This is a genomic window from Chitinophaga silvisoli (assembly GCF_003412465.1).
Lineage (GTDB): Bacteria > Bacteroidota > Bacteroidia > Chitinophagales > Chitinophagaceae > Chitinophaga > Chitinophaga silvisoli.
Map to the genome: position 1 here is coordinate 1,138,828 of NZ_QTJV01000001.1, position 15,853 is coordinate 1,154,680.

Consider the following 15,853-nt stretch of genomic DNA (forward strand, 5'->3'; position numbering starts at 1 on the left):
TTGTGTTATGAAAACAGCAATTCTCGGTGCAGGCCCCGTTGGCCTGACAATGGCCGTCCTGCTTCAGCAAAGCGGCATAGACGTGCGCGTCTACGAAAGAGACAAAGATCCACAGGCAAGAATCTGGGGTGGTACCCTGGATCTTCATGAAAGCACCGGGCAACGTGCCCTTGCCAAAGCCGGCTTACTGGACAGGTACTTTGCTATGGCCCATCCTATGGGCAGGACCCTTACTGATGAACAGGCCAATGTGATCTTTTCTGTAAAACCCCATTACGACGCACCTGAAATAAACAGGAATGATCTCAGGAAAATCCTGCTTGAGGGGCTGCAGGCAAATACCGTTCTCTGGGATAGAAAATTTACCCGTCTTGAACCACAAAACGGACAGTGGCTCCTGCATTTCGATAATGGTACTACAACTACTGCCGACCTGGTGATTGGTGCAAATGGTGGGATGTCCAATGCCCGGCAATACATCACCGATGCCATTGTTGAAAATACCGGCAGCTACATTATCCAGGGCGAAGTATACCAACCTGAAGTAAAATGCAAGGCATTTTATGAGCTGTGTAATCATGCTATTTTAATGACCGCTGCCGAAGGCAGGCAGGTAGTCGCCAATCCCCGTAATAACGGTGCCCTGACATACAATGTTATTAGCAGTGACATCCCTGCATTAGACTTTCACAATACACAAAGCGTGATTGAGTGGCTGACCAGCATATTCTCTCACTGGCATCCATGCTACAGCGAATTATTTCGTGCCAGCTCTTTCTTCGCAGGTCTGCCTACCCGGAAGATTTCACTGGAAATTCCCTGGAAGACCCATCGCCCCCTGCCCATTACACTCATAGGAGATGCTGCTCACCTGATGCCGCCATTTGCAGGTCAGGGTGTGAATACCGGATTGATGGATGCGCTTATCTTATCTGAAAACCTGGTCAGCAATAAGTTTGCAAGCATCTCCGCTGCTATCAGTGACTACGAACAACAGATGTTCGTCTACGCCAGGGCAGCACAGGCAGAGACCCGGCAAAATGAACTGGCTATGCAGGACCCCGCTTTCTCTTTCAAAAAACGTTTTGAATGAGAATAAGGTTATTGATCCTGTTAGGGATCGTCGGGATGAATGCAGTGGGTATGTCCATCGTATTACCATTACTCCCTTTCCTGGTAGGGAAGTATTTACCGCCACAGCAGGTGGTAGTAGGTATGAGCGCTCTTATGTCAGTGTTTGCTGTATGTACATTTATTGCATCGCCAATCCTGGGCGCATTGAGCGACCGTTATGGCAGAAGAAAGATCCTGATCCTTAGTTTATTGGGCTCTGTGTCCGGTTATATATTATTTGGCATAGGAGGGGCATTATGGGTGCTTTTCCTGGGTCGTATTATCGACGGCCTCACTGCCGGTAATATCAGCACTTTATTTGCCTATGTCTCAGATTCCACCATGCCTGAAGAACGTACAAAATGGTTTGGATATATGGGCGCTGTCATGGGCATAGGTTTGCTGGCCGGACCTGCATTGGGTGGTTTGCTGGGAGCTGTATCATTGTCATTGCCATTTTTTGTGACAGCAGGTATTATCTTTCTTTCTGTAATAGCTGTTTATTTCTGGCTGCCCGAATCATTGCCACAGGTAAAGCGTAGCCAGCCTGACTTCAATATCATCGCTCATTTAAAAAGCTTTAAAGACATAAGCTTACTTTTTGTATCAGGCGCTTTATTTTTCTCAGGACTTGAAATCTTCCAGTTTAATTTTACCATTTTCCTGAAAGATCTTTTCAAATGGGGACCTGCATACATCGGTGCCTTATTAACACTCGCAGGTGCCTGTGATATCCTGTCACGTGCCCTCTTATTGCCCTACCTGCTCAGGCGTTTCCATGAAAGCACGACAGGTATGATTGGATTGGTGGCACTGGCTGGCGGTCTTGCATTGATAGTAGTCAGCGCTTTAATGTCCTCAGTGGTATTAATTGTGCTTGCTGTAATATGCATCCTCGGGGGCGAAGGTCTCTTTGATCCCGTCTACAATAGCCGGCTCTCCCAGTCAGTAGATGAAAGTAAGCAGGGCAAATTACAAGGTGTAAACCAGAGTCTTCAATCCTTCACCAGGGTGCTGGTACCATTAGGTGCCGCCACTGTTTATTACTATAGTCCGGGGGCGCTATATATCATAGCCAGCCTTATTATCATCCTTTCAATAATCATCTATGAAAAAAGTGTTAGTCACCGGGGCCACCGGTAATGTAGGCAGTCGTTTTGTACCCCGCCTGCTCGCAATGGGGTATGATGTACGTATCCTGGTACGTCATGCCATTGCATCAGCAGCTGAAGTTGTGATCGGCGATTTAAATGATGCAGGTACTTTACCTGCTGCTGTAGCAGGTGTAGATGCTGTTATTCACATTGCCGCTGCTTACGATCCTGTAAATGATACTAATTTCTCAGCAAGCCTGTCTCTGGCCCATGCTGCTATTGCCGCAGGCGTACAGCGATTTATCTTCGTGAGCACAGCCAGGGTGTACCGGCCTGATTACGGTCGTCCTGCCAGGGAAGATGACAGACTGGCTACACATGAAGACAATGCCTACTTCGCCGGCAAAATTGCTACGGAGCGGGCACTGCTTTCCCTGGAGATAGATACCCGTATCTTACGTTTAGGTTTTGTATATGGTGATGGGGATGATCACCTGGCAAGAATGAAAGGCATTTTTCATCCCGATGCAAAATTGCACATGATCCATCATAAGGATGTAGCACAGGCGCTCATAGTGCTTTTAAACACGGATGGCCTCAATGGAGAGATCTTTAACCTGGGAGATGATGCGCCTGTTAGTTTCAAAGAACTGGGTTTGTCTACCCCGGCCACTGAGCCATTGAGGTATCCTTTCGAAGGGATAATGGATACCTCAAAGCTCCGCGACAGGACCGGATTCCGGCTCCTGGTTCCGACTTATCAAAAGGAATAATTATACCCTAAGGTGGCTGTCAGGCTACCCATCGTACCCTTGCTACTCCACTTGGTCTGATGAACTGCATTCATATTCAGGTTATGTTTTTTCTTCAACATATACCCTGCATTCATACGCAGGTTCAATACCTGTCCCTGTTGCTGGCCGTTATTTGCACTTTGGTTGTAAGAGCTGGTAAAGCCTGCCGTCACCTTCCTGTTAAACAGCCTTGCATTCACGCCCAGCGTAGGGCCAAGTGTGAGAAAATCGTCTCTGCCAATGGTATTATAACTCAGGTTGAATGCTGCCATAAAGCTGATCTGCTTTGGTATCAGCAACAGTGTATAGCCGGTGCTGGAATTGTAAAAGCGTGATCCATTGCCTTTATAGAGCACATCGTTCTGTATATCTGCCGCATCCTGAATACTTAAGTTCACATTGATATTATGTGCTTTTTTCTTATTGTTTTTAAGCATATAAGACAGTGTCAGTGCTGCACTCTGGGAGATCTGTTTGAAGTTCAGCGTATCCATATATTCATACGGATTGGTCTGGTTGATCTGTTCAAATTGTGGTTTTATATGCGTGTAAGTCTGGAAATTTGAGTAGTTGAAATTCGCATTCCACCTGTCATTCGGCCTGAAAGCGGCATTGACAGCACTTACCATGCGGAAGGTGGACCCGGCTTTTACATGGTTCAGGTCATCCCGCTGATAACCCACATTGCCGGATAAAGTTAGTTTATCATGCAGCATAGGCTGTGATAAATTTACCGTAATGTTTTCCAGGTCATTATTCATATAGTAAGCTCCCAGTGTCTGGTAGCCGGGGTCTATGCGCTCATAACCAAAGCCCAGTACACTCTTATGTATGGCATAGTTCATACCTAATCTGATTGCCTTATAGTATTGTGTATTTCTCGCATCGTACATAAATACGCTTTCCAGCAGGTTATAACTACCACCGCCTTTGGGCGTACGATTATAGTCACGCTTATCCAGTTTCAATGCACTATTGGCGTATTCCACTGTAAATTCCATTCCTTTCGTAGGCCGGGCAATAGCGCCTACGCTGAAAGCCAGGTCTTCCTTCGGATAGATGCCAAGGGTATCCGGCAGGTATTGCAGGGGATCTTTGGAATCCCAGGCCTTAATGAAACTGGCATACAGTGTGTAATCACGTTGAATCAAAGATAGTTTGGCACCATATGCCATGCGCTTGTAAGTTGGTAAGATACTTTTATTGGTGCTGTCATAATTAACAGCGCGCAGCAGCCTTCCATACATCACACTGATAGCCCAACCTGGTTCCGGGGCAATATCCAGTCCTATACCGGTGAACTGATGCCCGTTCAGTGTATAAGGAGAGAAGGTCATGGCTACATCTCCAATATGCGCTGTCACGCCCTTATAACCAGGGTGCAGACTCAGCCTGTTAGGCATAGTAGGGTAGGAGTATCCGGCTCCTGCATTGGTGAGGTTAAATGAAAACGGGAGGTTAATCCGGCCGAGAATATTTGTATTCACATTACCATTCAGGTACCAACTAAACGGTTGCCGGCCGGCACCACTACCACTGCTGAATACTGAGCTGGCACTCACGCCGCCGTTTACTTTGAGGGGTTTGCCGGTACCAAACAGGTCCCTGATATGTTCCATATCTATCTGCTGTCCTACAGATAGTAAAGGTAACAGTATAGTTATTGTGCACAGGTATAGGATGCGGGTTCTATTCATATTTCTGTACTTTAATATCTGCCACTATATAGGCTGTGCTACCTTCCAGCACATAATCCTTTATCTTAATGGCACCTTTACGGCCATCTGCCGTTTGAAATAATATAATCCGGGGTAATACTGCCTGATCAAACTGCCATCCCCCACTGGCTGCTGTGGGTATTTGCAGTGCCTGCAAAGGCGCATCGTTCTGCATGTTGTCAAAATCACTTTCACTGAATGATATACCACAATTACATGACTCCTGTTTATTGATAAACCGGGTCACGGTAGCCCCGGGTATAGCAGGGAAAGTATAGCTGGCAGCAGAATCGGGAGATATAAATTTGTTGTAGGTAAAGGTGCGGTTCAGCCCGAAGAAGACGAGGTCTATCTCTTTGCCATCATTTGCCAGGTCATCGCCTTTACGGTATACTTTCCGCAACCGGGTTGAATAGAAGCAACCAATGTCTGCATGTGCTGTACTGATACCCAGTTTTATGTTGGTGATCGTACGCAGACCGGAATTGGGCCTGACGGTAATCGTCTTGCTCACCGTTTGTGTTTCCTTGCCATTGTTATTTGTCAATGTAATGGTATAGGTGCCGGGATCCTTAAAGAAAACAGTATTGGCACTTGTGGTATCGCTGGCAAGTACGCCACCTGCACTCTCCCATTGTTGGGATAGATAACTGACGCTTTTACCTGTCAGCACTGCTGTGAGTGGGGCTTCATAGTCGTCATCGAAAGGGCCGGGTGCTACCGCAAAATCAGTATGTAATGGTGGCTTTACAGTAATCGTTTTGCTGGCAGTGAATTTCTGTCCGCCATTACTTACCTCCAGGGTGATCAGGTGAGGACCTGGGGTAGTAAAGGTAACAAGTGGTGCCTGCTCAGTATTGGCACTGGCCGGGTTAGCATCCTGGAAAGTCCAGTTATAGCTGCTGGCACCAGTTGTACGGTTGGTGACCTTTACCTGTACGGGTGAAAAATCGTTGACCAGAATGTCTGCATCAAAAGAGACCTGTACGGCGCTATCCAGTTCCAGTACAATCGTCTTGCTGTCACGGGTGTCTGCATTCCAGGCTTCCAGTGTGATCTTATGGGCACCTGCCTGTGCAAAGCGTATGCTGCCCGGGTTCTCGTAATCGGATGTTGCAGGTTCCCCACCTTCAAAGCTCCATTTGAAATTTGTAGCCCCTGTACAGCGATTCGTGATACTTACAGTGATCGGCACTGTGTGGGAAGTATCGGCCAGTGAATAACTGAAGTCTACAGTAAGCGGCCTGTTTATTTCCTTGTAACAGGCCGCCAGCAGTAGTAAAATTAGGATATAGGAGATAAATCTGGTCATCATATTTAAAGTCCTTCTGCTCTTACAAAATCAGTAAATGTGTTTGTGTACTGGACGATGTCGTCTAAACTTTCAACCATGTAAACAGGTGGATTTTCGTTTCCATCGCATATGAAATAAAGCACGGTACCCTGCCATTGGCCAAAGAAGAACATGCCTGGTGCTATTTTGAATTGATGGCTATGTTCGGTGTTGACCATGTCAAATTCGATCGTTGCTGCATTTTGTTCCACTTCATCAATCGTGGTATAAAATCCTTCCAGCAGGCCCCCTGTATTTTTCCCAAACAGGCGTAAGTACTCTTTATAGGCTGCAGGGAGTCGTAGCTGGTGCTTTTGCTCCAGCTGTATAATCTCCTCTTCTGTACAGCCCCTGGCTTTACTTAAGCGAGGCAAATAGTTTTTTATAAAATCTAAATAGGCCATGCTTAGTAATTAATTTTTTTAGTAGTAATCACATGTAGCTTCACGTTCGGGAACATCTGAACAAACTGCGCCATTACATAGGAGCAGGAAGGACAAGGGATGAGGTCTGTGTACATTGTAAGGTCCTCTACTATGTTTGGATATTTACCGCCCTTTACTGCATGTTGTTTGTAGGCATAATATTCCAGGGCGATGATATCTGTATCCCATTTTCTCGTTTGAGTTCTTGGAGTGAAGACCCTGTTGGCATCATTATCCATTAAAGTGTAAAAAGACTCAGGAATAAATGTTTTAGCCATTGCCTTATTATATGCTTTCCCACTCGCTACCAGGAATTCATCCCAGGGATAGATCACCCGTGCCAGGTTTCTTGTAGCACCAATATTATACCCTCCTTCAGACTCCCGTTTTCTCCAGTTTGCCACCTTGGTATCCCATTCCTTATCAGCTACATCCATTGTTTGAACGGTCGCTGTCGGGTTATTAAGGTAGAAGTACCTGAAGCCCTGGAAGCCTTGTTCGCCCTTGATCTCCAGGAACATTCCATCAATGTCTGTCTTCCGGCTGTTCCGGGTAGATTTTGACATCAGGCCATCGTTTAGTAGCCCTATTTCCAGGCTGCTAAGCGGTTCGTTGATATACAGGAAGTTTGCGTCTGTATATACCAGTGGATCCTGAGCAGCATCACCACACCAGTAAGCAACGGCATCAACCAGGTTCTTGAATGGCTCCATTAATGCTTCTCCTTTCGCGATATCCTTAATCGAGATAGTTGCATCAATTCCACTGGCATGCTCAAACACTTTCAGGAATTTTTTCCCTCCATCAGATGTGTTCAACCACTGTTTTAATTGCGGCGCACTGGTGACCGTTGTTCCTATTGTATTAAGCTCCTGCCCGATTTTTAAAATATCATTGGCTTTCTGGACCAGACTGCCTTTAGGGTTGAATTTGAAGTTGTATTCCCCTCTGGCAAAGGATATTACTTTGAAAATAAATTGAACATTATCCAGCCTCCTTTGTGTAATGGTCTTGTCTATATTATAGTATAGCAGTAACGCCGGTATAACTATTCTTCTGTTTTTAAAAGCGCTTTCCTCCCCGTTGATCATAAATTTGATGGGGAGATCGGTCTCCGGAATAATGCCGATAAAGTCAAATGGCATTAACTCCTTTTTAAAAGGAATACTCGCGAAGAGGTTGTCGGGGAGAATGTTACTGCAGAGCGCAAAGTCACTACTACCATTATAGTCGAAAATAATGGTATTGTCGGCCTTGTGAGACCCCTTGATATTCTTTGAATATTGCTGAGTCGCAGTAGGATCATAAGGGATCCAGCCACAGGGCTTGTCATCGTTTTGTTCGTGGTATAACAGTATTCGATCTGAATACTCCTCATAGGCAAATTGACAGAGCAGGTATACCAGTGCTGTATAATTCGGCCTTCCGGATAAATCAGGAGGGATAGGTATTTTCATTTTTGTTGTCCACTCCACGATGTCCATCACATATGGAAGCGCATCTGCTGTACTCAGATCATCTGATCCTGCAAGCAATTTGAATAATACCCCATTATTGGAACCTAGGTACTCCAGTAATGCCAGGCGTTGTTCCTGGGGTGTACTGGCAACAATATCTAAAATGAGATTCTCGCAGAAATTGGTGCTAAGCCATTGGCTGCTACCATCTCCACAGAAAAACTTCTCGCTCATTTTCTGGAGCAAACAGGTACGTGTGCTCAGTGGCAGATCTACCAGGCTTCCTGCAATAGACGTTGAAGAATTTGGAAGTGGCTCCTTGTATAATACCTCCAGTCGTGCAATCAGATCTTTATCGTTTACACAATCAGCATTCGGTATTGCACTCCCTGATTTTGCAGCAAAGAATGTAAACACATTCCTGATCATCTGCACGAAATAGTCGGATCTGGTTACAATATTGCCTGTGGTGGTAGCAGGATTGTCATTGACCTGGTGCGCAGTATTGTAGGTGAAAAAATCTGAAATGACACTGGCATCTATATCTGTGCTGTGTGAACATCCACTTAATACAAAGGCAGTAGGGAACGGAGGGCCATGCTCAATACTGATCTTAGGGCCGACTCCCGTTGTTCCCTGGCTAACGATCGTTAGCGGTTGCTGATTGATGTAAAAATTGAAGAGGTAAAAAACAATAAACTTTGGCTTATTCTGTGCCTTGCTGAATTCTATATTTTCTATGGGCTCTCCGACCTGCTTCAGGATTGCATTGATTACCCCATTTTCCCGTGGTGAAAAGCTATCGGATGTTTTGTCTTCTTTTACCGTTTTCGAAAAGGATTCTGTTTTCACTTTCGCCCAGTCATAGTCACCTTCTTCTGCATCCAGGTTTTTATAATTGTAGATGCCTGAGATCACGAAGTAGATCTGGTAATCCTTGTAGGGTGTATTTTCCAGGTAGGTTTTCCTGAGCAGGCGAATCCAGTCATTGATCAGGAATCCTTCTCTAACTCCGTCTTTATCCAGGGTGCGATCCAGAAAATAGGAAAGGTTTTCCGGCCAGCCCCTGTCTATCCAAAACTTCCTGGCACTATTACTTCTGAAATATTTAAAGAAATAATCAGGTTCTTTACCATCATCCGTCACCACATAATTCTCCTCCGCCTCCCTGCCTTCCTTCGCCAGTCGCTGATTCTCCTGGATCCGTGCAAACAGGTGCTCCCTGATAGCTGCTGCCTTTTTATTTACCAGACTATCATCCCCGGGCTTAGCACTTGCACCAAGCGCTAAGCCCGTAAGGAAAATAAAAAGTACTGTTATTTTAAAAATGACCTGTTTCATTATTTCGTAAGTTGATCTGAATTAAGAATGATTGTAAGCTGGTCGATCATTGTTTTCTTCACCGTTTCTATCAGTTCTGCATCTGTCTTGCCGTTCATTTTATCCGTCATAATGGTCTTCAGCATGCTGGTACCATTCAGCGCCTTATCTTCAGCCAGGTATTGTGAAATGGCATCCGGTGTTTGATAGAACTTCTGTATAGCAGCCACCAGTTTAAATGCTTTTACACTACCTGCAGCAATGCTGTATTTTCCTGTCACTTCATTGAACTGTTTCATCTCATCTGTGATTTCCCCCTCAGACAAGGTCACCTGTTCTATGGTGCCTATTATAAAATTATCGGAGCCGGCTCCTGTTTGTTTCAGTCCCTGTTTATCATAGATGGCCTGTTGCATGGCAGTCGTCTGCGATTGCAGATCGGTAGATTTATCCAGGTCCTTACTATCATCTTTCAGTGCTTTGATGGCACTTACAAATATGTTGGCCACCGACTTCACCAGTTTATCCTTTTCTTCATTCACTGCTGCTACTTCTTTCTTCGCTTCCTCAAATTTTTGTTTCGCAGCATCTACCTTTTCCTGTGCAGCTGCTTTCTCCTCCGGGGTCTTTGCTTCACTTAATTCTTTTTGTGCTGCATCATACTCCTGTTTGGCTCCCACCAGCTTATCCGCCGCCTGGTCCATGCGTGTTTTCAATGCATCCGGCAGCTCTTCTTCCGCCAGTTTTTTGATCTGCTCTGCCATAGCCTGAATGGTCAGGTAGTCCGCATCCAGGGAAAGATGCGCCAGGTCATTGATCACACTGGCCAGGTTGGAAAGGGCCTGGGCTACAGTATCCACACTCACTACCTGCGGTGCATTCGGATCAAATGTGGTCATCAGCATTCCACTCATCAGTTGCTTGCTGGTATTTACCTGTATATTGTCGAAGGTCACTTTCACACGGTTATAACCCAGGAATGGAATAGTGATATAGCCTGTACCAGAGTAGGAATTTCCACTGCTCTTCAAAGAGGTGAAGCGCACGGGGAAATCGCCAGCCATGATCTGGTCATCGGCCTTCAGTGTTTTTAGGACCGTATCATTGGCCAGCTTAATATTTGACAGGAGACCACAGGAACCACTATCGATAGGTTTTGCCGGCATCTCAAAAGCCTGGGCTTCTCCCAGTGTCACACTTCCCAGGCTACAGGAACCACCTACACGGTATTCGTATTTATGCCCCGGTACCGCATCGCGGATGATGGCCTGCGTTTCCGTACTTCTTATATTGAACCATTCCGCTTTGTTATTATCCTGTTCCCTGTATTGTACCTGGTATTCAAACATTTTTGGTTGTGGTGCCCAGGTGATGGTGGCTTCTCCATTGGCTACAGTAGCTGCCACCTGCTGGGGAGGCTGGCAATCCTGCTGTAAGCTGAAGTAATAGATCTCGCTATAACCATTGTTGGTAAACACATCAAATACATCCAGTCCCTGTTTGGCAATAGCGCGGATCCGCCAGCCATATCGCTTGCCCGGTAACAAGGGCGGCTCTGCCGGTCCATATAATAAAGTAGTGGCAGTAGTGGTGGTCTGGTAAAGGGGAGGCATTGTACCATAAGCCGCCTCGGGCAGTATGGTGGTATCCCACAGCTCTACCATCGTAAATTCATATTCTGTGAAGAAAGCGGCATTTGGACTTCCCAGATGTCTCGGTGTCCAGTTGAACACAATATTCAGCGGTTCGCTGAATGCAATGGCTTCTCCCTTGCGTGGCAGGTTCAGCAAAGGGGGATCGCTGCTGCTGATCCATACAGACGGTGAGCAACTTTGTTTGTCATTGCTGATCTGTCGTCCACTGCTTGTTTCAATTACGTCTATACAAAAGGAGTAGAAGCCATCCGGCAATTTCCCGCTCTGCATCAGCTGGGATTGCGTCATGCCGGAGACTTCCAGGTTGTTCACATTAAAATAAGATGTGAGGTCATTCAGTGACAATTGTACCGGTACCCCGGCATCCAGCTGAATAACAGGATATGAACCGTAGTCACTGTTGCGCAGTGCGACAGTCGTTCCTTTAATACTCAGCCTGAGGCGAACAGAAAGCGTAGGCTGTTGCAGGTCGGTATTCAGCAGTGTCACGATCATCCTGGCCGATGTACCCGTGTAGAGGTTCGCCAGCATGGGTGATACTGGTTGCAGGGTTTGCACCTGCACCCTTACCGGGTATTGTTGCGCGCTTAAAGGTTGGCATATTATGCTGAATAATATGCCAACTGTTATTTGAATAATTCGTTTCGCTGTCAACGGTAGCTTCTTTATTGTGTGATAATGATCTTCCTGATTGCAGTGCCCAATGGTGTTTCGAGCAGCAGTACATATGTACCGGCAGTGATATTGAGCTGATACGGAAGGTTGAACTCCGAAGCCGCACTTTCCTTCCTGTCATTCACCAGCTGATTGCTGATGATGTTGAACATGCGTAACCTGATCTCTGCTGCTTTATTCAAGGTAACGTGTACATTGAACTGACCACTGTTTGGATTAGGCATTACTTCGAATGTGCCGATGAAAGGCTCCTGTGCACCACCGGGAACCGGTAATGACTCCGCATCCAGTACTGCAATATCCTTGGCATAGGCGCTTTCACATTCACCGGTGTAAGAATGGAGTGTGATGTGGTAGATGCCTGTATCTGCAAAGCGAAGCTCAGTGAGCAGTGCCGTATTCTGCAACACCGTCACATTCGGATCATCAGGTATTTCCCATTCCGTACGTTCGGGCAGCGGAGAACTGATATTGATCAGGGACACAGTCTCATTACGGAATACCTGTGTAGAGACGACAAATGATGCTGCTATATCAGTCTGCACCTGTTGAATACGAACGGTATCACGGCCTGTACAACCTTTGCCATCCGTCACTTCCACCCAATACAGTCCACTGTTGCTCACTTTCACCTGTGCAGTGCTTGCCTGGAAGGCAGGATCGCCACCCCAGGTATAGCTGGCTACAGGATCTGCAATCGTGGCATTGATTGTATATAGCTGGCTGTTGCAAAGGGTTTTGTCTGCACCCAGCTGCACCTTTAATGGCGCTGGATCCGGGAGATTAAATGTCTGTACCCGCTTACAATTATTGTTGTCCTGGATAGTCAGTTTGTATTGACCGGCACAGAGCTGATCTATCCTGCTGGCAGTACTGCCATTACTCCATTCATAGGTATAAGGAGGAATGCCACCGCTTACCTGAGTATTGATGGCACCATCACAGCTGCCTGCACAGATTGGCGGGATAATACCAGCGTCAATCACGATACCGTTTGGTATAAATACCGCTGCATTGTTTTGTGCCTGGCAACCGCGGCTATCCTTTACAAATACGAGGTAAGATCCTTCCGTTAAATTGCTGATTACAGGGGTAGTGGCACCGTTTGTCCATTCATAAGTATAAGGAGCGGTACCACCACTTACTGTAGTGTTGACTTCACCATCCTGTCCGCTGGCACAGGTCACCGGACTCGTGGCTAGTTGTACCTGCAGTTGATCGGGTTCAGCAAGTGGGAATGGAGCAGATGATTTATGAATATTATTGGCATCAGTAATGATGATCGTATAAGTACCGGCGGTTAATCCGCTGCCGGTAGATGTGGTCTGGCCGATTGCATTACCTTCTTTGTACCATGCAAAGGTATAGGGAGGTACGCCGCCGCTAAAGCTGCTGCTCAATACACCATCAGCGTCGCCCTTGCAGGATACAAAGTGTTGTTCACTGATGCTGATGACTAAGGGGGGAGGTTCCGCCAGTGTAAAGCTGGCAGTTACCGTACAACTCTTCATATTTATAGCAGGACCTGTATAGTTGGCATCTGTAATAGTCACGGTATAATCTCCTGCAGGTATACCCGAAAGCACATTCTCATAACCGGCTGTCACTACCTGGCCTGTGCCACTGCCGAGTGGCGTACCGTTGGCTTTCTGCCAGCTTACATTGTAGGTGCCGTCTGCATGGGCAGTACCGCCCTGCAGCAGGATCTTAATACTACCATCTGAATAACCATTTGCCAAAGGCAGTGTCATTACAGGTTGAACGATGGCCAGTGGGGCCGCCGGCTGTGCGATGCTTGCAGTGCCGGATAAAGTACAGCCATGATAATCTGTAAGCGCTACAGTATAAGGACCTGCATGTAAACCACTGTTAAGAATAGTTTGAGGACCATTACTCCACTGGTATACATAAGGAATTGTACCGCCGCTTACCAGGGCTTCCAGCACCCCATTAGAGGCATCGTAGCAGGTAGCTGCCGTATTGTTAAATTGTACCTGCAAAGGGGGAGGATCAATCAGATCGATACCTGCAGAAAGTACTGTAATCATATTCGCATCTTTGGCCTTCACCAGATACTTTCCTGCAGGTAAGCCTGCCGCTGTTTCATCCGTTTGTCCGATAGCTACATTGGTACCATTCAGGACCTGGTACCATTCATACGTATAGTAAGGGGGATTTTTATAAGGCACCCCGCCATTCACAACAGCCGTGAGTTGACCATCACTCTTTCCGTTACAGCTGACGCTATCTTTGATCTGGATGCCTGCCACCAGCAATGGTGGTTGTTTCAATGTAAAGGTATTGCTAAGCACACAGCCTTGGCGTGTATCAGCTGCATTGTAATTGGCATCAGTTACTGTCAGGATATAATCACCATCCGGCTGATTACTGATAGTCGTACCATTGTTAACATTGGTAGGTGTCAATACGGTACCATCTGCCTTTTTCCATGCTATATTATAAGGTGGTGTGCCTCCTTTCAGGTAGGCAGTGATACTGCCATCAGTATACCCGTATGCGGTAGGGTGGGTGATGGATATGGCATCAATACCCAGCGGTGCATCCGGTTGTTTAAGACTGACACCGGTTTCTGTATCACCTGAGCTTAATTTGCCCGGACATCCATTCTGGTCTTTTACCTGTACGAGGTAGTCGCCAACAGGCAAGCCGGAGATAATACCGGTATTTGCAGTAAATGCTTTTGTCAGATAAGTGTTGTCTGCAACAGCTTTATACAAGGCTATATAGCCACCGGCACCACCATTGGCACTGAGATTGATTGCACCATCACTACCACCAAAACATTTTACATCAACCGGAACAGGTGTTGTAAAGGTTACCTGCGTTGGCTCAGTGAGGGTAAAAGTTGTAGGACTCACACCATCGATAGACGTAGCCCGGCCATTATATGCACCCGTTACTGTGATCTGGTACCTGCTGGCACTCAGGGTACCGTATGGCCAGGTATAAGTGCCATCTGCTGCAATCACCGCATTGATATCATTATGTACCGTACCGCCTGTGCCTACTGCCAGGTCTTTTACTTCTACATTCAATGTTTCGCCGGGGTATAACTGCCTGTCAAATGTGAGCTTAAAACCACCATCATTCGTACCGGTGCAGGAAATGTTTTTAGGTGTCATACTCACAATACGGGGGGTAGATAAGCGGTAATCCAGCGTGACGGTGGCTGATTCACGGTCGGGCGCACAGATCGGGAACATCTTTACCCTGATCAGTTTATTGAGATATTGTAAATAGTTGGCTCCAAAAAGACTGTTGCCTGAAATGACGAGTGGATTCACACCACCCTTATAGTTTGTCCAGGAAGCACCGTCATCTGTACTATAAGCCCATACATATTGACTGGTAGCAATCCCCGAAGGCCCGGTGAGTGTAATGTCAGAATTGGTGGGGAGTATATTGGAACCTGCTACAGGTCCATATACCAGTTGATTCATCACCTTTTTATAAGATACCTTGATATTGCTGTTGTTGCCGAGTGAGGAGAAGACCCCGGAATATACCTGGTCGGGCATATCAGGAACTGTATTGACAGGAAGGTCCAGCACTTTCTGTACACCTGTACCATTGATTCTCGTATAACTGGAGATATGTATTGTAGAAATCGTTTTACCTGTGCTGTTGATCGCATTGAAGGTTTTATTGATGGTAGTGTTGCCTGAGGTATTCGGCGCAGTCCATATAAAAGCATATAACTGGTCAGAACTACCATCTGTATAATATGCAGTGATGTCATAATCCATATTCGAATTATTCGGATAGACCTCATTGGTAGTGATTTCTAAATTATACACATTGGAGACCGGCTTAATGGTCACATGAATATTGGACTCCTGGTTGTACCCTGCAAACAAATTACCAACGTTGATATCATAACAGTCAAGAGTGCCCGGCAGGGAATAGTCAGTTTCTTTTGATTCCGCCGTATTGTTACAGGATCGTTTTCGTTTCCCATATGTGGCAATACCTGTAATAGGATTATCTTTTGAATAGACAATGGTCTTGGTGGGATAATTCCACACCACACCGTCCCTGATACCATCCAGGGATCCGGAGGCCATTACCCTTGAACCAGTTGGGAATAATGCATACAGCTCAAATAGACTACCACAGGTAGCTTCATCACCGAAGCCCATGATGGCGTAATCGAGGGTCATCTGGAATAAAGCAGTGTTTTGCGCACGGACTTTTCCTGTAAGGAAAAGGAGGGGAAGGCATAACAACAACAGCATTCTTTTTATCATA

General features: G+C 46.2%; 9 protein-coding genes. 3 read left to right on the top strand and 6 right to left on the bottom strand.

Features of this window, described 5'->3' with window-relative positions:
* The first annotated feature begins 7 nt into the window (after positions 1 to 7).
* The 3 genes from DXN04_RS04655 to DXN04_RS04665 are packed head-to-tail and all read left to right on the top strand — an operon-like array spanning position 8 to position 2,980.
* Entirely contained in the window at positions 8 to 1,093 is a 1,086-nt protein-coding gene (locus DXN04_RS04655; protein ID WP_233525515.1) for an FAD-dependent oxidoreductase, read from the top strand.
* Complete coding sequence (locus DXN04_RS04660; RefSeq protein WP_116852116.1) at positions 1,090 to 2,256, top strand: MFS transporter; 1,167 nt, start codon at positions 1,090 to 1,092, stop codon at positions 2,254 to 2,256. The genes DXN04_RS04655 and DXN04_RS04660 overlap by 4 nt, the downstream gene beginning before the upstream one ends.
* The gene (locus tag DXN04_RS04665) at positions 2,222 to 2,980 is read left to right on the top strand and encodes an NAD-dependent epimerase/dehydratase family protein (protein WP_116852117.1); all 759 of its coding nucleotides are present in this window, start codon (positions 2,222 to 2,224) and stop codon (positions 2,978 to 2,980) included. Before DXN04_RS04660 ends, DXN04_RS04665 begins: the two co-directional genes overlap by 35 nt.
* Here the strand turns inward: DXN04_RS04665 and DXN04_RS04670 are convergent.
* The 6 genes from DXN04_RS04670 to DXN04_RS04695 form a co-directional block, all read right to left on the bottom strand.
* Positions 2,968 to 4,698 (bottom strand): hypothetical protein, encoded by a 1,731-nt coding sequence (locus DXN04_RS04670; protein WP_147319836.1) that lies wholly within the window; start codon positions 4,696 to 4,698, stop codon positions 2,968 to 2,970. The two genes, DXN04_RS04665 and DXN04_RS04670, sit on opposite strands and share 13 nt — an antisense overlap.
* Positions 4,691 to 6,034, bottom strand: coding sequence for a PKD domain-containing protein (locus tag DXN04_RS04675; RefSeq protein ID WP_116852119.1), 1,344 nt, complete (start codon positions 6,032 to 6,034; stop codon positions 4,691 to 4,693). Before DXN04_RS04675 ends, DXN04_RS04670 begins: the two co-directional genes overlap by 8 nt.
* Before the next feature lie 2 nt (positions 6,035 to 6,036).
* Entirely contained in the window at positions 6,037 to 6,456 is a 420-nt protein-coding gene (locus DXN04_RS04680; protein ID WP_116852120.1) for an SMI1/KNR4 family protein, read from the bottom strand.
* Positions 6,457 to 6,458: 2 nt separating this feature from the next.
* On the bottom strand, positions 6,459 to 9,275 hold the full coding sequence (locus DXN04_RS04685; protein ID WP_116852121.1) for a deaminase domain-containing protein: 2,817 nt from the start codon (positions 9,273 to 9,275) through the stop codon (positions 6,459 to 6,461).
* Entirely contained in the window at positions 9,275 to 11,473 is a 2,199-nt protein-coding gene (locus tag DXN04_RS04690; RefSeq protein WP_116852122.1) for a fibronectin type III domain-containing protein, read from the bottom strand. The genes DXN04_RS04685 and DXN04_RS04690 overlap by 1 nt, the downstream gene beginning before the upstream one ends.
* A 101-nt stretch (positions 11,474 to 11,574) precedes the next feature.
* The gene (locus DXN04_RS04695; protein WP_116852123.1) at positions 11,575 to 15,852 is read right to left on the bottom strand and encodes a hypothetical protein; all 4,278 of its coding nucleotides are present in this window, start codon (positions 15,850 to 15,852) and stop codon (positions 11,575 to 11,577) included.
* Between the last annotated feature and the right edge of the window lies 1 nt (position 15,853).

Excerpts from the sequence above, each read along its gene's own strand:
- DXN04_RS04655 (WP_233525515.1), top strand. The coding sequence starts at position 8 with ATGAAAACAGCAATTCTCGGTGCAGGCCCCGTTGGCCTGACAATGGCC.
- DXN04_RS04660 (WP_116852116.1), top strand. The coding sequence starts at position 1,090 with ATGAGAATAAGGTTATTGATCCTGTTAGGGATCGTCGGGATGAATGCA.
- DXN04_RS04665 (WP_116852117.1), top strand. The coding sequence starts at position 2,222 with ATGAAAAAAGTGTTAGTCACCGGGGCCACCGGTAATGTAGGCAGTCGT.
- DXN04_RS04670 (WP_147319836.1), bottom strand. The coding sequence starts at position 4,698 with ATGAATAGAACCCGCATCCTATACCTGTGCACAATAACTATACTGTTA.
- DXN04_RS04675 (WP_116852119.1), bottom strand. The coding sequence starts at position 6,034 with ATGATGACCAGATTTATCTCCTATATCCTAATTTTACTACTGCTGGCG.
- DXN04_RS04680 (WP_116852120.1), bottom strand. The coding sequence starts at position 6,456 with ATGGCCTATTTAGATTTTATAAAAAACTATTTGCCTCGCTTAAGTAAA.
- DXN04_RS04685 (WP_116852121.1), bottom strand. The coding sequence starts at position 9,275 with ATGAAACAGGTCATTTTTAAAATAACAGTACTTTTTATTTTCCTTACG.
- DXN04_RS04695 (WP_116852123.1), bottom strand. The coding sequence starts at position 15,852 with ATGATAAAAAGAATGCTGTTGTTGTTATGCCTTCCCCTCCTTTTCCTT.